General features: G+C 70.7%; 12 protein-coding genes and 3 pseudogenes. 7 read left to right on the top strand and 8 right to left on the bottom strand.

From position 1 onward, the window contains the following. Positions 1-15: 15 nt before the first annotated feature. Entirely contained in the window at positions 16-1002 is a 987-nt protein-coding gene (locus tag J7I98_RS36865) for a Gfo/Idh/MocA family protein (protein ID WP_214929435.1), read from the bottom strand. Between the two features lie 397 nt (positions 1003-1399). On the opposite strand from J7I98_RS36865, the pseudogene J7I98_RS43155 reads away from it, so the two are divergent. After that, a pseudogene (locus J7I98_RS43155) lies at positions 1400-1768 on the top strand (aminotransferase class I/II-fold pyridoxal phosphate-dependent enzyme); the annotation flags it as partial. A gap of 19 nt (positions 1769-1787) precedes the next feature. Further along, positions 1788-2585, top strand: a complete 798-nt coding sequence (locus tag J7I98_RS36855; protein WP_214929434.1) for an aminotransferase class I/II-fold pyridoxal phosphate-dependent enzyme — start codon at positions 1788-1790, stop codon at positions 2583-2585. Between the two features lie 87 nt (positions 2586-2672). On the opposite strand, the gene J7I98_RS36850 is transcribed toward J7I98_RS36855, so the two are convergent. The 3 genes and pseudogenes from J7I98_RS36850 to J7I98_RS41780 form a co-directional block, all read right to left on the bottom strand. Then, the gene (locus J7I98_RS36850; RefSeq protein WP_214929433.1) at positions 2673-3911 is read right to left on the bottom strand and encodes an MFS transporter; all 1239 of its coding nucleotides are present in this window, start codon (positions 3909-3911) and stop codon (positions 2673-2675) included. Positions 3912-3919: 8 nt separating this feature from the next. Continuing rightward, a pseudogene (locus J7I98_RS36845) lies at positions 3920-4339 on the bottom strand (DUF885 family protein); the annotation flags it as partial. 17 nt (positions 4340-4356) lie between these two features. Continuing rightward, a pseudogene (locus J7I98_RS41780) lies at positions 4357-4560 on the bottom strand (aminotransferase class III-fold pyridoxal phosphate-dependent enzyme); the annotation flags it as partial. A 1002-nt stretch (positions 4561-5562) separates the two neighbouring features. Here J7I98_RS41780 and dhaK point away from each other — a divergent pair. From dhaK to J7I98_RS36825, 3 genes are all read left to right on the top strand, one after another. Then, entirely contained in the window at positions 5563-6555 is a 993-nt protein-coding gene (dhaK, locus tag J7I98_RS36835) for a dihydroxyacetone kinase subunit DhaK (protein WP_214929431.1), read from the top strand. Between the two features lie 68 nt (positions 6556-6623). After that, positions 6624-7238, top strand: coding sequence for a dihydroxyacetone kinase subunit DhaL (gene dhaL, locus J7I98_RS36830; protein ID WP_214929446.1), 615 nt, complete (start codon positions 6624-6626; stop codon positions 7236-7238). Beyond that, positions 7235-7657 (top strand): PTS fructose transporter subunit IIA, encoded by a 423-nt coding sequence (locus tag J7I98_RS36825; RefSeq protein WP_308378062.1) that lies wholly within the window; start codon positions 7235-7237, stop codon positions 7655-7657. The genes dhaL and J7I98_RS36825 overlap by 4 nt, the downstream gene beginning before the upstream one ends. Before the next feature lie 157 nt (positions 7658-7814). On the opposite strand, the gene J7I98_RS36820 is transcribed toward J7I98_RS36825, so the two are convergent. Next, positions 7815-11264: a phosphodiester glycosidase family protein gene (locus tag J7I98_RS36820; protein ID WP_308378061.1), complete on the bottom strand. Its 3450-nt coding sequence runs from the start codon at positions 11262-11264 to the stop codon at positions 7815-7817. A gap of 265 nt (positions 11265-11529) precedes the next feature. Here J7I98_RS36820 and J7I98_RS36815 point away from each other — a divergent pair, with 265 nt between their 5' ends. Next, complete coding sequence (locus J7I98_RS36815; RefSeq protein WP_308378060.1) at positions 11530-14991, top strand: BTAD domain-containing putative transcriptional regulator; 3462 nt, start codon at positions 11530-11532, stop codon at positions 14989-14991. A gap of 30 nt (positions 14992-15021) precedes the next feature. On the opposite strand, the gene J7I98_RS36810 is transcribed toward J7I98_RS36815, so the two are convergent. The 3 genes from J7I98_RS36810 to J7I98_RS36800 all read right to left on the bottom strand — a co-directional run bounded on the left by J7I98_RS36810 (position 15022) and on the right by J7I98_RS36800 (position 17286). Beyond that, entirely contained in the window at positions 15022-15927 is a 906-nt protein-coding gene (locus J7I98_RS36810) for a siderophore-interacting protein (RefSeq protein ID WP_214929429.1), read from the bottom strand. Between the two features lie 118 nt (positions 15928-16045). After that, the gene (locus J7I98_RS36805; protein WP_214929428.1) at positions 16046-16906 is read right to left on the bottom strand and encodes a hypothetical protein; all 861 of its coding nucleotides are present in this window, start codon (positions 16904-16906) and stop codon (positions 16046-16048) included. After that, positions 16903-17286, bottom strand: coding sequence for a hypothetical protein (locus J7I98_RS36800; RefSeq protein WP_214929427.1), 384 nt, complete (start codon positions 17284-17286; stop codon positions 16903-16905). Before J7I98_RS36800 ends, J7I98_RS36805 begins: the two co-directional genes overlap by 4 nt. A gap of 82 nt (positions 17287-17368) precedes the next feature. Here J7I98_RS36800 and J7I98_RS36795 point away from each other — a divergent pair. Then, positions 17369-20917 (top strand): hypothetical protein (locus tag J7I98_RS36795; RefSeq protein ID WP_374225211.1); only part of this gene is annotated, 3549 nt, incomplete at its 3' end.

Here is a 20917-nt window from a genome sequence, read left to right as displayed (position 1 = left end):
GGCGGACGGCTGGGGTCAGCCCACGGGAATCATGTCCGCGGGATAGCGCAGGCCAATGCGGGAGCGGATCTCGTCCATCACCGCCATGATGGACAGCGTCTCCTCCAACGTCATCAAAGGACTCTCCAACAGCCCGGCAGCCAGGCAGCGGCTCACTTCCTCGGCCTCGTGTTCCATACCGTTTCCGCGATGCGGGAATTCGTGACGGACGGGCTCATCGCCGTTGCGGAGCACTTCGAACGAGGTCGGGTTGTAGAAGCGGTCGATGCTGATGTGGCCGTGAGTCCCCAGGAGCGTCGCGTGTGCGGGTGAGTCCGCCTGAATGGTGCAGGCGAAGCTGGTCAGTTCGCCCGCTCCATGGGTCAGAACCGCTCCCGTTTGTTCGTCGGCGCCAGTGACCGCGCGCGTGCTCGCCGCGACGACGTTGACCGGACGTCCGAACAAGAGGTGTGCCAGGGAGACCGGATAGACCCCGATATCCAGCAGCGCCCCACCGCCCAGCTCCATATTCCGCAGCCGGTGGCTGGGGTCCGGCTCGCTGTACCAGCCCAGATCGACCACCAGAGATCGCGGCCGGCCAATGACGCCATCCTTGACCAGGCGTACTGCCTCTCGCATGGCCGGGGTGAACCTGGTCCACATGGCTTCCATGAGGAACAGTTTTCGCTCCCGCGCGGCCTGCACCATCTGCGTCGCCTCGGAGTGATTGACAGCGAACGGCTTTTCGCAAAGCACAGACTTGCCGTTCTCAAGGGCCAGCAGCGTGGCAGCCCGGTGCTCCGTATGAGGAGTCGCCACATAGACCACATCAACGGCATCGTCGCGCACCAGTCGCTCGTAACTGAGGTGAACCCGTGCGTCCGGAACAAACTTCGCGAGCCGCGCCGCGCTTTCGCGGCTGCGCGACCCGATCGCAACGACGTGCGAGTTCTCTACCACGCGCAGTGCTTCAGCGAAGGCGCAAGCGATCTTTCCCGTGCCGATGATGCCCCAGCGGGTCATTGTTGGCCTCCTAGGAGTCGTGGTACCCATACATCATGTAGGGATGCGTGTGGCTAGGGCGCACATGGGATCACTGAATCATCTGTCGAGGGCAGCAATCAGTGTCCAGTATCCCCAGTTGAAGTGGCCAGGGCGTTGTCAGAACCGGTAGTCAATGCGAAGTTCCTGCAGATGCGGTAACGCCACGTCCTGCTTGTGAACGCCTGGAACCGGGGGTTGGTAACTGATTTCCGTCAAATTATCCCCGGACCGGTAGTGATCAAAACGTCCGTGATCAAGGTCGGCGCGGTGTCGCTTCTTGATGCGCAGGTGGTAGCTGCGCGGTCCCGGTCCGCGGGACGGGGGCCCGCGAGTACGCTCCCGGCGCCCGCAGTCCCTGATCTTGAGGAGTGGTGACGTGCCGCCCCAGCCCGCCCGCCGTCTGCAGTCCACCGACGATTATCTGTTCGCCTTCATCGACCGCGCGCGGGCCCTGGCCGAGGCGGGCGGACAGCAGCCCGTTGCGCTCGGGGTCGGCGACTGCGACCTGCCCACCCCGCCGCACATCGTCGAGGCGATGCGGACGGCCGTACGGGATCCCGCGCTGCACCGGTACCCGCCCTACGAGGGCGCGGCCGAACTGCGGGAGGCAGCGTCCGGGTTCCTCACCCGGCGCTTCCAGGTCACCGCGGACCCGGAGGCGGAGTTACTGGTGACACTGGGCAGCAAGGAAGCGATGGCCCACCTGGCCCTCGCCTACCTCAACCCCGGCGACGTGGTCCTCGTACCGGATCCCGGCGTATCCGGTGTACGCGACCTGGGCGCGGTTCTGCGGCGCCGAGGTGGTCCGTGTGCCGCTGCGGGAGGAGAACGGCTTCCTCCCCGACCTCGACGCGATCGACCCCGAGGTGGCCGGACGGGCGAAGCTGTTCTGGGTCTGCTACCCCAACAACCCCACCGGGGCACTGGCCTCCCCTGCCTTCTACGACGAGCTGGCCCGCTTCGCGCTGCGCCACGACATCCTGGTGGCCTCGGACGCCGCGTACAGCGAGATCTATTACGACTGCCCGCCCCCGCCCTCCTTCCTCGCGTCGCCGGGGGCGATGGAGTGCGGGATCGAGTTCCACTCCCTGTCGAAGGCGTACAACATGCCCGGCTGGCGGGTCGGCTTCGCGGCCGGCAACCGGGACGCGGTCGCGGCGCTGCGGACGGTCAAGACTCACACGGACTCGGGCACGTTCGGCGCGATCCAGAAGGCCGCCGTTGCCGCGCTGACTGACACCACCGGCTACCCGGACCAGTTGCGGTCCGACTACCGGGGACGGATGCACCTGCTGTGCGACGGCCTGGAGGCGGCCGACCTAGAAGTCCTGCGGCCCCGGGCCACCTTCTACGCCCTCGTACGCACACCCGCAGGCGCCACCAGCGAGGAATTCGCCGACGAACTCCTCCACAAGGCCGGCGTCCTGACCATCCCCGGCACCGGCTTCGGCCCCGGCGGTGAAGGCTACGTACGCCTCACCGTCTGCACCGGATCCGGCCAAATCGAAGAAGCCGTACGGCGGATCACCGAAGCCCGAACCGGCAGTCAATGTGGTCGGTGATGCAGCGGCTGATTCTGCGGGACGCGGACGGGGCCTGGATCCGGACCCAGTCGAATTCTGCGCGCACGTCACTCCCCCCCGCATCGGTCATGTCGTCGCTGTTTCTTGTTCTTCGTCCTCGCTCTGCGCACGCACTTCCCGGATGGGGCCGAAGAAGACGAAAATCGCGGACACGGTAGACACCAGCGCACCCAGGAAGATCGTTGTGGGAACACTCGTCCACACGGCCAGACCGCCGCCGAGGAGATAACCGAGCGGCCGGGGACCGGAGAAGATCATGCGCATCGTCGCGTTCACCCGACCGAGCAAATGGTCCGGTGTGACCGTCTGCCGCAACGTGTACTGATTGATGTCGTACCAGGCGTTGGTAAATCCAGCGATCACGTTGATGACGATGATCACGGCGACCGCAGCGCCCATTTGCGAGAGTGGGAGGAACAGATACGCCACACCGCCCGCCAGGATCGAGTAGACGAGTGTCGGGCCGAGGCCGAACCGCGCGACCACCCGCGAGATCGTCATGGCGCCCAGCACGTTCGACACACCGGTGACTGCTGCGAGCAGACCCACCTGCCACGGCGAGAAGCCCAGCGTCTTGTACAGGAAGATCAGGTACACGGACTGGAAGATCGCGACGCCGAAGTCGAACGTCGAGTTCGCCACCGCGAGCCGCACCAGCACCGGATGCTTGACCACGAACTGGAGCCCCTCACGAATCTCCGCCAGCATCGTGCGCGCGTCGAGCTTCGGCTTGTTCCTGACTTCCTCGTCCGTCTTCATGAAGAGCAGCGCCACCACGGAGACCACATAGGACAGGGCGTCGACGAACACCGCCCTGGCCGGACCGATCGCGGCGACCAGCGCGCCGCCGATCGCGGGGCCGGCCGTCTCGGCGACCGAGTCCGTGGCACTGAGCCTCGCGTTCGCGCCGAGCAGCCCCTTCTCTCCGACCACCTGCGGCACCAGCGACAGATAGGCGATGTCGAACACCACGGTGAATGTGCCCATCACGGCGGCCACCACGTAGATGACCCACATCTCCCGGTATCCGGCGAGATACGCGAGCACCAGCCCGCCGGCTGCGAGCGCGCGGCCGATGTCGCACACGATCAGCGTCTTGCGCCGGGGCCACCTGTCCACCAGCGTCCCCGCCGGCAGCGCGAACACCGCGAACGGCACCATCTGGGCCGCACCGATCACGCTGACCTGGAACGGCGTCGCGTGGTAGACCAGGATGGCGAGTGTGGGGATCGCCAGCATGGAGACCTGGGTGCCGAACTGGCTGACCCCCTGCCCCACCCACAGCTTGAGGAACTCCCCGCCCAACCTCGACTTCACTTGGCAACTCCTGTCGTGGCCCCGGTCGGTCGTGCCGACCAGTACTCCCCGACGGTTGCCAGCGGGGCGAAACCCGCTCGCAGGACTCTGTCGTGGAACGTCTTCAGCTCGCCGCCCGCCCCTGCCCGCCAGCGCCGGATCACCAGCTTGCCGAGGCAGTACATGGCGGAGTCGAGGTCGGTCGGGATCGTCAGCGCCTCGCGGGTCGCCTCCTGCGGCGCCCACCCGCACACGGGCACCAGGTGTTCCGCCGCGTCCTGGAACTTCCACCGCCACAAGTGGACGGACAGGAAGATCAGCAGCCGGGACGCGGACACGAGCGCGGCCCGCAGCTGCGCCAGCTCCACGAGGGGGCGGCCGTCTGCCAGCCTCTGTTCGACGGCAAGTTCTTCGGCGTAGTGCGCCCAGCCCTCGGTGAACCCGCTGGTGCGGTGATGTAGTCGAGCAGCTCGTCCTTGAGCAGCGGATTGTTGTGCCCGTAGTTGATGCCCCCTGCGCCGGCGAAGAAATCGAGATAGCGGTGGCCGCTCTCATCGGTGATCCAACTTCCTTCGGCCCGGTCGAAAACCAGGGGCCAGGTCCGGCAATAACTCCGGACCTCCGATTCGACAGCGTCAAAAATAGCGATCCCCCCCAGATCCCCGGCTCACATTCCTGACAGGCGCGCCACACGTCCCCTTGCCCGCCGCCGTCTTCGGCAAGTTAGGCACAGCGAAGTCTGCCCAGTCAACGGTGTAACTCCAGCCACACAAGTGCCATTTGGACTCTTCAGCCACTTCCGTTGAGGTGGCCGAAGGGCCGCTCGCGGCGGCGGTGGGAACAGCTGAAACCACCGGTCGGCTCACCCGCGACCGGCACAGGAAAGCCAGGCGGCACAAGATAAACCGCTGCAACGGGCCCGCCGGGAAGACCGTGATCACCCAGGGAGGAATGGTGCCGATCCGGTCCCGCAGGACCGTGGGGGCAGCTTCGAGCCAAAATTGGTGCGACAGCGGCAACATTGGCCGAAGGCGTCGCCGTACGACGTGGAACGCGAGGGCGGCAAGCCCCGGGAGGTCTCCTGCAACCTCGGTTCACTCAACATCGCCGCCGCCACGACCTCTCCTGCCCTCGGCGCGACCGTCGAGACCGCGGTCCTCGCCTTCGACGGCACGGCTCGCACTTCGACAAGTGCACCGATCAGGTGTGGGAACCGGGCGCTGACCGGGTGCGGCACCTGTTCGCGGGGCCGGCGTTCACCTGCCCACGCAGGGCGACTGGCGCAAGCTGCGGGCAGCGAACACCTCACACCCTTCCAGTTGACGAACCAAGATCCGGACCATGCACGGGCCGGCTTCCCGCAGCGCGACTGGCTACCCGCGTCACCTTGCCTGCGCAACGAACAGCCCGTACATCGCAATACATGCCCCCCGACGACGTTCCCTCGATACTGGGCCCAGCCAGCCGATCCCAGAACGCCCACGTGACGCCAACTAAATCTGACGATCACTCACTAAAGTCACCCTTAGGTCAGCATCAGCCCCGCCGGACCCCGCCTCGAGCCGCCATGAAGCGCCAAGATCAAAGATCAGCCACACCCCGTCTGACCTGCTGGTACGCAGGTCCGGGGCCCAACTGCCAGTTTCACCAGGAGGTACCCATGAGGATGCTCATCAATGTGCCGGAGACCGTCGTGTCCGATGCGCTTCGCGGTATGGCCGCCGCGCATCCCGGGCTCACGGTTGACGTGGAGCATCGTGTCGTCGTACGGCGCGACGCACCCGTTGCGGGAAAAGTGGGGCTGGTGTCCGGTGGCGGCAGTGGGCATGAGCCGCTGCATGCGGGGTTCGTCGGGCCCGGGATGCTGTCGGCCGCCTGTCCGGGTGAGGTGTTCACGTCGCCCGTTCCCGACCAGATGGTGCGGGCGGCGGCCGCGGTCGACAGTGGGCAGGGGGTGCTGTTCGTCGTCAAGAACTACACGGGCGACGTTCTCAACTTCGACATGGCCGCCGAACTCGCCGAGGACGAGGGTGTCCAGGTCGCCAAGGTCCTCGTCAACGACGACGTGGCCGTGACCGACAGCCTCTTCACTGCGGGCAGGCGCGGTACGGGCGCGACCCTCTTCGTCGAGAAGATGGCGGGCGCGGCGGCCGAGGAGGGCGCACCGCTGGAGCGGGTGGCGGCCGTGGGGCGGCAGGCGAACGAGTCCTCGCGGAGCTTCGGGGTCGCGCTCAGCGCCGTCACCACCCCCGCGAAGGGCACGCCGACCTTCGATCTGCCCTCGGGCGAGCTGGAGTTGGGCATCGGCATCCATGGCGAGCCGGGGCGCGAGCGGCGGGCGATGATGACGGCCCGGGAAATCGCGGACTTCGCGGTCGACGCGGTGCTGGAGGATCTGCGGCCGACGATGCCCGTGCTCGTACTCGTCAACGGGATGGGCGCCACGCCACTGCTGGAGCTGTACGGCTTCAATGCCGAAGTGCAGCGGGTGCTGTCCGAGCGGGGTGTCCCCGTGGCCCGTACGCTCGTCGGGAACTATGTCACCTCGCTGGACATGGCGGGCTGCTCCGTGACGCTCTGTCAGGTCGACGAGGAGCTGCTGCGCCTGTGGGATGCGCCGGTCGAGACGGCCGCGCTGCGGTGGGGACGCTGAGCCGAATATTTACGGACCGTGTGACGTGTTACCTGTGACGTGTTACGTGTGAAGGAGATCTTGTGCTTGTGCTCGATGCCGGATTCTTCCGCCGCTGGATGACGGCCACAACCGCCGTCGTGGAACGCGAGGCCGACCACCTCACCGAACTCGACTCGGCCATCGGGGACGCCGATCACGGCAGCAACCTGCAACGCGGTTTCAGGGCTGTCTCCGCCGCGCTGGAGAAGGAGCCGCCCGCCACACCCGGCGCCGTACTGGCTCTCGCCGGGCGGACGTTGATCTCTACGGTGGGCGGGGCGTCCGGGCCGTTGTACGGGTCGCTGCTACGGCGTACGGGCAAGGCGCTCGGCGACGCCGCCGAGGTTACGCCGGAGCAGCTCGCCGAGGCTCTGCGCGCGGGTGTTGCAGCAGTGGGGCAGCTCGGCGGGGCCAAGGCCGGGGACAAGACGATGCTGGACGCCCTGATCCCGGCCGCCGACGCGCTGAGCGGTTCGTTCGGCGCGGCGCGGGCGGCTGCCGACGAAGGGGCGCTCGGGACCGTACCGATGCAGGCGCGCAAGGGCAGGGCGAGTTACCTGGGCGAACGGAGCATCGGGCATGAGGACCCCGGCGCGGCGTCGTCGGCGCTGCTGATCGGTGCGCTCGCCGACACGGCGGACTCGGCGGAGGCGGGCGCGTGAGCGGGGAGAAGGGTGTGGAGAAGCTGGTCGGGGTTGTGCTCGTGTCGCACAGCGCGTCGGTCGCTTCCGCCGTCGCGGAGCTGGCGAAGGGTCTCGCGGGCGGCGGGCCGATCGCGCCGGTGGCAGCGGCGGGCGGCACGCCCGACGGCGGGTTCGGCACGAGTTCGGACCTGATCTGCGAGGCGGCGAGGTCGGTCGACGCCGGCGCGGGCGTCGCAGTGCTCGTCGACCTGGGCAGTGCGGTGCTCACGGTGAAGGCGCTGGTCGCCGAGGGCGACGAACTCCCGGACGGGGCACGGCTGGTGGACGCGCCGTTCGTGGAGGGTGCGGTGGCCGCGGTGGTCACGGCGTCGGCGGGGGCGGATCTGGATGCGGTGGAGGCGGCGGCCCGGGAGGCGTACGAGTACCGGAAGGTGTGACAGGACGCGGGGCAGGAGCGGGTCCGGGTACCTGCGGCGCTTTCCTCTACCCGCCCCTTCCCGGCTGTGACATGTGCGGCTGCCGCCGCGGGGGGGCGCCCCAGACCCCGCTCCTCAAACGCCGGACGGGCTGAATGCAGCCCGTCCGGCGCCGCCGTTACGCCGCCTCCTCGCCCACCGCCCCGACGCGGATCTCCATTCGCTGTGTCGTGCCGTTGACCGTCACCGCCAGCGTGACCGTCCCCGGTCGCAGTGCGGTGAGTGTTCCGGTAGTGGGGTCGAACGTTGCCGTGTGGCGGTGGTGGGCTTCCTTCGGGGGGCCTACGTGGAGGTTCGGGGAGCCCGTCCAGTCCGCGCTCAGCGGGAAGCCGACCGGGACCTTGCGCGTGCCCTGTGTGACGGTTGCCTTCGGGTTGGTGCTGCTTCCAGGGGGCAGCGTTGCCGGGGTGTCGAGGTGCAGGGCGTCCACGTGAGCGCGGGTCTGCACCGACACCCAGTCGGGGGCGCCCTCCCACGGGCGCTGCCTCGCTGCGGTCTGTTCGGCGCGGGAGACCTTGTCCACGCCGACCAGCGACCAGCCCGTGTAGCCGCCCTCGTCGGCAGGGCCCGCGGGCGCCTTGCCCGAGTTTCCGTTGATGAGGTAGGGGACGCCGTCGACGTGCGCAGCGTGGAAGACCCCTACGTGGCTGCCGATCAGGCCCGCGCCCTTGCCGGTCGTACGCCGGAAATCGGCCAGCCAGCCCTCCAGCAGCGCCGCCTCCTTGCGGTCACTCAGCTGGCTGCCCTTCTGTACGGTCGGGTCGCGCGGCGGGACGTGTTCGATCAGCATGACCGACTCGACGGTCTTGTCCTTCGACGCCGCTTCCAGTTGGGCGCGCAGGTCCTTGATCTGGGCGAAGCCTCCGCCCCGCAGAGTGAGGCTGGAGGTGTCGAGGGTGATGAAGCGGGTGCCCTCGTGGTCGAACGTACGGTGCGCCGGGCCGAATTCGGCGACGAAATTGTCGATCTTTCCGCCCATGATTTCGTGGTTGCCCGGCACGTAGTACCAGGGCAGGGTGTCGCCGAGCTCCTCCGTCAGAACGCGGCGGGCGAAGGCCAGATCGGCCGGTGATCCTTCGTCCACCAGGTCGCCGTTGATGACCAGGAAGTCGGGCTTCGACGCCTTGATCTCGCGCAGGGTGCGCCGCGCCTGCGCCACGATCGCACTGTCCGGCTCGCGGGCGACGAACTGGGCGTCGGACATGACAGCGAACTGCCAGTCCCTGCCCTCCACTTCCGCCGCCGGGTCGATGAGCGGGTCGGCCGGCACGGGCTGCCTGGGGAGCAGGACCGTCGGCGGTACCTGTGCCGTCAGGCCGTCGATGACGATTTCACCGGTGTACTGCCGAGCGGCCGCCGTCTCCGCCAGATAGAAGCGGTGCACCCTCAGCGGCATCGCCGCGCCCGGCGGTACGGGGAAGGTGACCTGCCGCCAGCCGGTCCAGGTGATGAACGGGCCGCGCAGCAGTTGGTCGGAGCCTGCCGCGTCCTTGAGGTGCAGGGTGGGCCAGGCTCCCTTGCCGTCGCCGTTGATCCACAGCTTGAAGGACTGGGGCTGGCCGTCCACGGTGACCGGCTGGGGCGGGTTGGCGTACGCGGCGCGGGTCGCCGTCGACTTGGTGAAGTCGTACGTGAGTTTCAGCCCGGTGCCGGTGTGGCCTTCCGGCGTCGCCGCCACCGAGCCGCTCGCGCGCGCCTGGCTGAAGGTCCATGATCCGGCGTCGTCGAAGGCCGAGACGGCCTGTTCGGCCAGTCCGACGCTGACAGCGAGAGCGGTGGTGGTGCCCGCGACGGTGGCCGTGATCCGGCCTGCGCCGCTCCCGGTGCGCGAGGTGACGGTGAAGGAGCCCCGGCCGTCGTCGCGTACGTCGAAGAGGGAGCGGTCGTAGTCGAGCCGCACGTCACGCGGTTCCACCGGCGCGCTTGTGCCGTGGGCGTCCAGTCCTACGATGCCGAAGCTGCCGCTCGCCGCCGCGTCGGCGAGGCCCACGCGCCGGGTGGTCGGTTCGATGCGGGCGAGGGAGTCAAGGACGGTCAGCTGTGTGCTGCCGTCGGCGGTTCCGCGATGCGCGCGCACCTCGGTGGTGCCGCCGCGCCGCGCCGTGAACAGCCCGTCCTCGTCGACCCGGCCGACCGAGGCACGTGCGCTCTCCCAGCGTGGGGCGCCGTTCGCCGGGCCGTACGTCTCGTCGTAACCCGCCGCGCTCAGCTGCCTCGTCAGGCCGGGGAAAACGCGCTCGGGGTGGCCGCCCCTGACGGGGTCGGCGGTCGGTGCGCTACCTGCGGGGGTGCGGGTCTCGACCCAGAAGCCGCGCAGGCTGCCGCTGCCATCGGGGGCCGTCAGGGCCAGGCCGTTGGGTACGAAGCGCTCGCTGCCGTCCGAGGGGCTGTTCTCCACCTGGAGCGCGTCGCTGCCCGGTTCGCGTGCGACGAGGGTGGACGAACCGCCGCCGTCGAGGTTGAGCGCGCTGTGCGATCCGGCGCGCTTCATCATCACGGCCAGCTCGGTGAGGGTGACGCCGCCGCTGTCGGCCTGGCGACCGTCGACCGTGACCACCTGCATTTCGCTGCCGTCCTTGGAGAAACCGACGGCGGTGCGGGGCGCGGCCGTGTTGTTGCCCTGGCCGTCGTGGTTCTGCGGTACGCCGTCGACGACGAGCAGCTCGCGCCCGCCGACCGCAGTGCGCGGAACGGGTCCGCTGTCGGTGCGCGGCCGGTACTCCAATGCCACCGGGTCGCCGGGCTTGAGCGCGCTCAGCGCGGCCGCCCCCGCCTCGCGGCCGACGAGGACCGTGGTGCCCTCGGGGACGGGCCCGGTGCCGGGCCGGTCCGTGACCGCGACGACCTTTCCGTCCCGTACGGCCGCTTCGGCGACGGGTGTCGCGGCGTCCACGGTGAGGGCGCGGTCGGCCGTACCCCATCCCGATGTGTACGCTCCCACTCCCCCGCTCGGCACGTTCGCCGCGTTGTAGGCGGCCAGGGGGTGCGTGCCCGCCGGGAGGGTCAGCGTGCCGTCGAAGTACAGCTGGAGGATGCGCCCCGCGCTCCCGGGGCCGATTCCGACGGCGCGGTTGGCTCCCGGTGCTGGGGAGTGGACCGGTTTGCCGTCCTTGATGCCGGGGCCCTGCGGGGCGCCGGTCTGGTTGATGTCGAAGAAGTCGGCGTTGATGGCGGCGACCGTACGCCGGCCGTCGCCCGGGTCGTGCTGCGCGGCGAGTTCGGACACCGTGCGGCGTTCGGAGACTTTGCCGGAGTGCAGGTAGTCGGCCTGTACGCCGCTTCCGTCGAGGTCGACGGTGAGCGCGTCGACGCGTAACCACTTGTCGGATTCGAGGCGGTCGTACGAGTGGAGTCGGACACCGGGCGCGACCGGCCGGGCGCTGCGGGCGGTCTCGATGCCGTCGCCGTCGACGACGGATGCGGGGGTGCCGCTCGCGCTGCTCGCCGCCGGCGGCGCGATCGGTCGCAGGACCTCGGCGGGGTGGTGGGGGCGGGGGTCGGGGACCGGATCCGCGGATGCGGGTGATGCCGTTCCCGCCACCAGCGCGGCCACCGTCGCCAGAAACACGACAGGCCGCCTGACGGTGCGAAGTATGCGTGGGCCCACAAGTCCTCCGGGGATGCGTCTGGTTGAGCGGGCATCATGCGCTGTCGGCGGACAGCATTGCCGTGCACACACCAGCGCACCAGAGGGTGACGCAGACCTCGGGGGAAACACGCGGCGCCGACCGGGTGACGCTGGGGAGGAGCGCCGCGCGCGGGGGCCGGCCACCGCGCCCCCTCGGCTTGTCAGGAAGGCAGGGGGGCCGGGCACCACCGGTGACAATGGGCGGGTGAATCACCGCTACCACTACCGCGTTCTCGGCACCGCTCAGGCCCTGTTGCCGGACGGCACCGAGGTGCCCGTCAAGGGTGCGCGGCTGCGGGCGCTGCTGACCGCGCTCGCCGCCGGTGGTGGGCGGACGGTCCCGGCGAGGGAGCTCGTCGCCCAGGTGTGGGGCGAGGCGGAGACACCACCCGTCGACGCGGCTGCGGCACTTCAGGCACTGGTGGGGCGGCTGCGGCGAGTGCTGGGCAGGGAGGCGGTGGTCTCGGTGCCCGACGGCTACCGCCTCGCCGCCGACCGGGACGACATCGACCTCTTCCGCTTCGAGCGGCTCGCGGCGGAGGGCTCCGCCGCGCTGACCGGCGGCGGGCAGAGCGGCGGCACGCTGACCGGCGGCGGGCAGAACGGCAGCACCCAGACCGGCGGCGGGCAGAACGGCGGCGCGCTGAGTGGCGGCACGCAGACCGGCGGCGGGCAGAACGGCGGCACGCAGACCGGCGGCGGGCAGAACGGCGGCACGCTGACCGGCGGCGACGCGGCCAAGGCCGCCGCGCTGCTGGACGAAGCACTGGCGCTGTGGCGCGGGCCCGCGCTGGCCGACCTGCCGGGACGAGACAGTGACCCCCTTTCCGTACGGGCCCACAGGCGGCGCCGCGAGGCGCGGCGGGCCCGGCTTGCCGCGGAGGTGGCGCTGGGCCGGGCCGACAGCGTCCTGGACGAGTTGGCGGAACTGTCCTCCGGGGAACCCCTGGACGAGCCGCTTCAGGCACTGCGGATCCGTGCGCTGCGGGCGGCCGGGCGGCGGGCCGAGGCGCTTCAGGCGTACGAGGAGGTACGCACCGGGCTGTCCGAGCGGCTCGGCACGGATCCCGGCCCCGAGCTCCGCGCCCTGCATGCGGAGCTGCTGGCCGGGAAGCCCGGCGAGGTGGCCGAGGCGCCGGAGCGGGAGAAGGCCCCGAGAGGCAACCTGCGCGCCCGGCTCACCTCCTTCGTGGGCCGTAATGCGGAACTGGCCGAGCTGGCAGGGGAGTTGAGGGCGCGTCGGCTTGTGACGCTGCTCGGGCCCGGCGGTGTGGGAAAGACCCGGCTGTCGCTGGAGGCTGCAGCGGCAGTCACGCAAGGGTGGCCGGACGGGGTGTGGGTGGCCGAGCTGGCGCCCGTACGGGACGAGGGGACCGTTCCCGAGGCGGTGCTGACCGCGCTCGGGGCGCGCGAGACGGTGGTGAGGGGAACACAGGCGGCGCGCGCGACACAGACGCCGCCGGACGAACCGCTGGAGGAGCTGGTGGAGCGCTGCGGCCGGCGCCGCATGCTGCTCGTACTGGACAACTGCGAGCACATGGCGAGCGCGGCGGCCGAGCTGGCGGAGACGGTCCTCGCCCGGTGTCCGGGCGTGACGGTGCTGGCCACCAGCCGGGAGCCGCTGGCCGTGCCCGGCGAGTTCGTACGCCCCGTCGGGCCGCTGCCGCAGGACGCGGCGCTGCGGCTCCTCGCCGATCGCGGCGCCGCCGCCCGCCCCGGTTTCCGCATCGATGACGATCCGCTCGCCTGCGCGGAGATCTGCCGACGGCTGGACGGCCTGCCGCTCGCCGTCGAACTGGCCGCCGCGCGGCTGCGCGCGCTCACGGCCCGCCAGATCGCCGACCGTCTCGACGACCGCTTCCGACTGCTGACCGGCGGCAGCAGGACCGCGCTGCCGAGACAGCAAACGCTGCGGGCGGTGGTGGACTGGTCCTGGGAGCTGCTCGACGGGAACGAGCGGGCGGTGCTGCGGCGACTCGCCGTCTTCTCCGGCGGCTGTGATCCGGCCGAGGCGGAGGCGGTCTGCGGGGCAGGACTCCCGGACAGCTCCGACACCCTGGGCGTTCTCGCTTCCCTTGTCGACAAGTCACTGGTCGTCGCCGCGCCCGCCGGGCCGCGCGGGATGCGGTACCGACTCCTTGAGACCGTCGCCGAGTACGCCGCCGAGCGGCTGGACGAAGCCGGTGAGCGGGAGGCCGTCGAGCGTCGGCATCTGGCCGTCTACCGGGAGCTTGTCCGCACCGGCGATCCCCGTTTGCGCGGGCCGCTCCAGGCCGAGTGGCTGGAGCGTTTCGAGGCGGAGCACGAAAACGTACGCACCGCGCTGCGCACAGCAGTCGCCCTGCGGGAGGAGCAGGAGGCGCTCTGTCTGGCGCTGTCCATGAGCTGGTTCTGGCAGCTGCGCGGCCATCTGGCGGACGCCCGCACCTGGTCGGCCGCGGCCGCCGGTCTCGGACCCGACCCCTTCGGCCCGCCGGTGAGGAAAGCCGTACCGCTGTACGAGCGGTGTACGGACGAGCCGCCGCCCTGGTCCCCGGAGCAGCTGTGGGAGGCCCGGCGCGGAATGCACCTCCAGGTACTCGCGAGCCACGGCGTCGGTGACGCAACCTCGCTGGAGGATCCGCAGACGCGGGCGCAGCTGGCGGCGATCGTGGCGGCGTACCGGCCGGGCATGCCGCAGACCTGCCGGCAGCCGGGCACCATGTGGTTCTTCGCACGGCTGATGACCGGGGAGTTCACGAGTTTCGGCGAGACGATGAACGCCCTGGTGCGGGGCTGCCGGGAGCACGGTGGCGCGTGGGACCTCGGCCTCGCACTGCTGATGCGGGCCAAGCTGCTCGACGACGATCCGGACGACGCCGAACAGGCGCTGGCACGGTTCGAGCGTGCCGGGGATCAGTGGGGGATCGCGGAGTCGCTCTCCGCGCGCGGTGAGGCGTACGAGCGGCGCGGCCGGTATGCGGAGGCGGCCGCGGACTTCGAGCGGGCCATGGAGGGCTCGGTGCGGATCGGCGCACGCACCCAAGTGCCGCTGTTCAAGGCCCAGTTGGCGTGCGTACGGCTGGAGAACGCGGCGGACACAGCGGCGGCGGAGCGCGCCGAAAAGCTGCTTGCGGAGGCCGTCGAGGAGGGGCGGGCGTACGCGGGCGAGGCGGCCATCACGGCGCGGGGCATGCTGGCCCAGCGCTACGGCCGTACCGGACGCACGGGGCTCGCCCGGGAGCAGTTGCGGCAGCTGGAGGAGGAGTTCTCCGTCGGTACGCCCGCGCTCTTCACCGGCATGGTGGCGGGGCTGTACGGCTGGCTGGACTGCCTCGACGGGGAGTACGGGCGGGCCGGGCGGCGCATCGGCGCGGCCGTGCGGGATCTGGAGAGCCTGGCGTACCTGGTGGCGCCCCACCTGGTGGTCAGCCAGTTCCCCGTCGCCGCCTGGGTCAAGGCGCGTCTCGGCGCGGCGAGCGACGGGGCGCGGCTCCTGGGTGCGTACGACCACCAGACCGCGCTGCCGGAGTCCTTCGGTTTCCACCAGTTCCGTCCCGAGGCGGAGGCGGAGATCCGGCGGCGGGCCGGGGCGAAGGTGCGGGCGGTGCTGGACGACGCGACGTACGAACGCGCTTACGCGGAGGGCGGCGGGCTTGCGCTGAGGGAAGCCGCCGCCCTCGTCTGAAGTCTGTGTGCGCAGGGACGCAGTGGGCGGTCAGGTCTGCGGCGCGTCCGCGAGGCGTTCCTGGGCCTCGGCGAGGTCCTCGGCGGTCGGGGCGTCGTCCTGGGTCAGCCTGAGCCGCCAGCAGCCGGTGAAGTCGACCGACCGCTTGCCGATGCCGCGCTCGTCGACGAGGTGGCGGCGCAGTGCGCGCACCGCGCCCGACTCGCCCGCCAGCCATGCGAACACCGACCCCGCCGGGAACTCCGCGCCACGCACGGCTTCCACCAGTACGTCGCTGTGCCCGGCCGGGGCTGTGCCCCGGTGCAGCCAGTGCACGGTCACATCGCCGCGGCTCTCGAAGCGCTGCTCGTCGGCCGGGCCGCCGACCTCGACGTACGCCACCGCGCGGGCACCTTCGGGCAGCGCCTCGATCAAGGTGCCGATGGCCGGGAGCGCCGTCTCGTCGCCGGCGAGCAGCGTCCAGTCGGTCGTACCGAGGGGTACGGGCCTGGCGAAGTACGCCGAGGGGCCGAACATGCCGAGGGTGTCACCGGGGCGCGCGGTCCGGGCCCATCGTGTCGCCGGGCCGGCGTCTGCATCGTCGCCACCGCCGTCGCCGTCGCCGTCGCCATGGAGTACGAAGTCGATGTCGATCGTGCAGTGCTGCGGATCGTACGCACGGAGCGTGTAGCTGCGCTGCCACGGCCGCTCGTCCGCGGGGATCGCGGCGAAGGCGTAGTACCACCGCATTACGTCGCCGTCCTCGGCCGGCTCCGGGAGGCAGGGCACGGTCTGGCCCGCCCGGGGGAAGTACAGCTTCACCTGCTGGTCGGGCGTCGCATCGTGAACGAAGTCGGCGAGGGAGTCGCCGCCGAAGGTGATGCGTTGCATGTGCGGGGTGATCCGCTCGGTGCGGGTGACGTTGACGAGCCGTACCGGCAGCGACGACTTCTCCATGGGACTTCGGACCTCTTCTGTCTGTGCGGATGGGGTGGGTGCTGACCTCGTCACGGTCTCAGCGCCCACCTACACGCCACCGACAGCCCGCCTCCACGGAGACCGGCGGCTGTCCCGTTCAGGCGCCCTTGCGCAGGATCCGGGTGGCCCGGCGGCCGAGCTCGGCGGTCATCAGGCCGTCGGGTACGTCCAGGCCCAGTGATGTGGCCAGGGCGGCGGCGTGCAGGTCGACGGCCGACTCCATAAGGCTCGCGAGGTTGGTGATCGCGGCGCTCCCCCGGATCCAGGCGACGAGGAGGGTCGCGATGCCCGCCACTCCGGCCGGCCACCACAGCACGCCCAGCGGGACGTAGAGCAGGCCCCAAGCGGCCAGGGTGGCGGCGGTGTTGAAGGAGTCGCGGCTCTCGCTCACCACCGTACGGGTCTCCTCCGGCAGCACCAGCCAGAGCCGCGGCCAGCCGAATTCGAGGTCGAGGCCGTACGCCACAAGGACCCGGGTGCCCAGAGCCGTCACGCGGTCGCCCATACGGGTGGGCCTGGCGGGCGGGGCGAGCGCGATCCGGTTCCGCTGCTGGGCCAGCCGGGCCCGCTCGTCCGGCGGCTCACCGGCGCGGACCGCCGCCGCGTAGCGGTCCTGGGCGCTGTCCCAGCGGCGGCGGCGTGCGCGGGTCAGCGGTGCGCCGATGCGGCCGGGCCACTCCCCCAGCCAGAGCCACTGGACGGCCCGGCCTGCCGCCTGCGCCGCGAGGCCCGCAGCGGCGGCGAGCAGGAGGGCCACGAGTGCCGCGACCAGGACCTCGCTCGTGGACGCCTTGCCGGACTGGAGTTCGGCGGCGAATCGTGCGCCGGGGTCCCACGATCCGTGCCCGATGCGCCAGGCGGCGAGGGCCACGGCGACGTACAGGGCGCCGGGGAGCACCAGCAGGGACAGCCACTTCTCGGCCAGGCGCTTGGCCAGTTCGTTCAGGAAGGAGTTCAAGGAAGCCGCCGCCGGGGTTCTGGTTCGAGGCCGCCGCCGAAGATGTGGCAGGTGGGCGCGGGCACGCCGGGGGCGGGCACCCAGTCGCGCGTGCAGAGGGCGCCGGGGCAGACGTACAAGTCGTCCGCCGGACGTCCTGGCGGCAGTCCGGGGACTCCGAGCACGGAACGGGGTCCGATGCCGGGCAGTCCCAACCGGCGTGCTATTTCGGCGAGTTGCTGCTCTGTGTCGTGACCGTAGCGACCGTTGTGACCGTCGCGGCCGTCACGGGCCCGTTCGACGGCTTCCTCGACTTCCGCGCCCAGTCCCTGTGCGGCGGCGAGGCGCCGTAGCAGCGGAAGGGCCTCGCACCACGGTGCGAGGTCGTGCCTGGGCTCCATGCTGCTCCTTTCGCCCGGGCGAGAGGGCGCGTTAGCGTCGCCGGACGATATTACTGTCCGACTCGCCGTGGAGGCAGCCCACATGACGCATCCCCTGACCGAGGCACTGCGGGAGCGGATCATGCAGCTCGGCCGCACCGGGGACCCGGACGCGGTCGTCGGCGAGGAGGCCGGGGCCGCTGCGGCTCGGCTGGTCGCGTACGCGCAGAGCAGCGGGTGGACCGGTGAAATCCTGCACACCCTGGGCTGGTTCCACTGGTACAGATCCCTGATTCTGCGGGACTCGTCCGGTCCCGATTTCCGGGCCGCCATCGAATTCTTCCGGCCACTGATGGACCAGATTCCGGACGAACTCCCGGACCCGGTACGCCAGTACCTCCTGCAGGGCGCGCACGATCCGACACCCGCAGACGTCCAGGAAGTGCTGGAAGAGGGACTCCGGCGTCACAACACCGCGTCCGAACTGCTCCGCACGTATCAGCAGAACGGTGATCCGGCGCTCCTCGACCAGGCCGCTTCACTCCTCCACGAGTCCGTCGCGCTGCTGCGCCGTGCGGGCGCCGCCCCGGAGATGGTTCAGATCACTCTCGTGAAGCTGCTGCTGATGCGGCATCGGAGAGGCGGAGAGCCACAGGTGATGGAGGAGGCCCTCGCCCTCGCGGACGGGATCGTGGAAGGCCTCACGTCCGCGCCGCAGTCGCGGACCGCGGCACTGCTGGCCAACCTGGGGGCCAGTCTGGTGAACGCGCACCCGGACAGTCGCGACGCGCGGCTGCTGAGCGGCGGCATCCTGGCCCTGCGCCACGCCCACGAGGCGGGTCCGGAGGCCCGGTTGGCCGAGGAGATCCGCTTCCGTCTGACCGGCGCGCTGTTCATCGCCTCGGCGTATTCCGGGGACATCGCACAGGCCGTCGAGGCCGCGACGTACGTCGACCGGATGGTGGCGGAGGACGGCGGGGACGGGGGCGGGGCGCAGCGCGTACGGCGGATGGAAACGTGCGCGTCCTTCTACCGGAGCCTGGGAATCCGCGCTCTGGAGCCCGCTCTGCTGCCCTCGCGGACCGGTCTTCTCCGGGCGCTTGTCCGGGAGTTGAGCAACGACGATCACCGGCGTACGGAGCACCTGACGGAGCTGGGCATGTGCCTGCGCGTTCAGCACCGCGACACGCGGGACCGGGCCGCGCTGGCCGAGGCGGTCGACGTACTGCGCGAGGTCCTTGCCGCGACGGAGGAAACGGATCCGGATGCACCCGCGCGCATGGTGAGCCTCTCCAACGCGCTGCTGGCACATGTCCGTTCGGGAGAAGCCGGCCCGCTGGAGGAAGGAGTGGCCCTCGCCCGTCGCGCCCTGGCGATCGCGCCCGGTGAGGTCATTACGCTGTCCTGTCTCGGCAACACCCTGCTGGAGAAATACAGGCTCACGTACGACATCGAGGCCGCCGAGGAGTCCGCGCGGCTGAACCGGGCCGCCGCCGACGCGACGCCCCCGGACAACCCCGGCCGTCTCACGTCGCTGATGAACGCCGCCCTGTCGTTCCGTGCCGTGGGGGACGCCAAGGGTGACGCCGAAGCGGTGGACCTGGCCATCGACACTCTCCGTATGGCGGAGCGGAGCGTGGATGCCGGGCACCCGTCCCGCGCCGCGGTCCTCGTCGATCTCGGCGAGGCACTGATCACCCGGGGCGGGCTGACCGGCGATCTGGCATCGCTGCGGGAAGGCAGAGAGCTGCTCGAATCGGTCACTGCGGAACTGCCCGACGGGCACGACGAGTTCATCCGCGCCCGGGTCCGGCTCGTCCACGCCTACCGCATCCACCACGAACAGACCGGTGAGCAGGAGTCGCTCGACGCCGCACTCAGGATCAGCCGCTCGTACGTCGACCGCACGGATCTCGGTCGCGTGGAACGGAGCCTGCTGCTGGCCCAGACCTCGCTCGCGCTCGCGTTCATGTACAAGGTGACCGCCGACAGGCAGCTGCTCAGCGAGCTGCTGCCCATGTGCCGGGCCGCCGTGGAGGCGGCCGACGAGGGCTCGCCCGCGCACGCCGACGCCCTGCTCAACCTCGGCATGGGGCTCGTCTGGATCTACGAGGCGTCGCTGGACAAGGGGGCCCTCCAGGAGGGCATCGACGTACTGGAAAAGGCCTCGTCCTATCCCCCGGAATGGCCGACGGCACGCAGCGCCCTGTCGAGTCAGGCGGACGCCCGCCGGCTCCGGATCTCGCAGTCCCGGCACGACATGGACACCGCACGCCGGATGAGCCAGGAGGTCCCCGGGCTCTTCGACACGAAGATCGAGGAGTACGAGCGCGAGCTGGACGCGATGGTCGACACCTCCAGGAGGGCGCTCGCCGCCTACCCGCAGGGCGACCCGAACCGGGGGGTGGCACTGTGCAATCTCGGCCTGGCGCTGGATGCCAGGGCCGGCTTCACGGGGAATGCGGACGACATCGAGGAGGCTGCGTCACTGCTGCGGCAGGCGGTCGGCCGAGAGCCGGGCAACCATGACGAACGGCCGCTGTGGATGCTCCATCTGGCGTTCGTTCTGCAACGGCTGTCCGAGAAGCGAGATGCTCCGGAGCTGCTCACCGAGGCCGTTGAGCTGGGGCGCGCGGCGGTCACGGCGACCCGTCCGGCCGAACCGAACCATCCGCGGGCGCAGGTGGCGCTCGGCTCGGCACTGATGGCGCGGCAGCAGCTGGAGAACGGGGACGGGAACGGGGCCGGTGGCCCGGAAGGGGGCGGTGGGGACAGCGCCGAAGCCATCGCGTGCTTTCTGCGGGCCGCCCGCGCCGAGAACTTCGACGTACCCAACCGGATCACCTCCGCCAGGCGCTCCGCGACCGCGGCCGTGGACGACGGCGACTGGGAGACCGCGGCCGGCAGTTACGAGGAGGCGGTCGCGCTGCTGCCCCGGCTGGCCGGGCGCCAGATCGGCCGCAGCGACCGCGAGGAGGCACTCGCGGAACACCTGCTGCTCGCCTCCGACGGGGCGGCGTGCGCCCTGAATCTGGACGATCCGCTGCGGGCGCTGCGGATCCTCGAAGGCGGCCGCGGGATTCTGCTCGGCCAGGCGGCCGAGGTCCGTCAGGACCTCGCACGCCTGCACCAGGACGCCCCCGAACTCGCGCAGAGATTCGAACAGCTCAGCCAGGGGCTCGACGACGCGCCGTCGGGCGGGGACGGCCATGGGCTCCGTATGGACGAGCACCGGTCGCGCGTACGGGCATGGGAGCGGGTCTGCGCCGAGATCCGTGAGCAGCCGGGCTTCGGATCCTTCCTGAAACCGCCGGTCCCCGACGTCGGGGAACTGTCGCAGAACGGACCCGTCGTGGTCGTCAACCTCAGCCGGTACCGCAGCGACGCCCTCGTCCTGGCCGACGGCGATGTGACGGTCGTGCCGCTTGCGACGCTGGAGCTCCAGCCGGCCATGGACCGCTGCTTCGCCTTCCTCAAAGCGACCGGCGAGCTGCATTCGCGCGGTCTCGGGGCCGAAGCGCGCTGGGAGGCGGGCCAGGTGATTCTCCAGGCGCTGGAGTGGCTGTGGGAGGCCGTGGCCGAACCCGTCCTGCGGTCCCTCGGCCTGACGGGTGGAGCGGATGAGCGCGAGGAGGGGGATGAGCGTGGGGAG

Origin of the sequence: Streptomyces sp. ISL-98 (assembly GCF_018614055.1) — a bacterium.
Lineage (GTDB): Bacteria > Actinomycetota > Actinomycetes > Streptomycetales > Streptomycetaceae > Streptomyces > Streptomyces spiramyceticus.
Note: the sequence above shows the minus strand (reverse complement) of the source record. Positions and strands in the feature narration are given on the sequence as shown.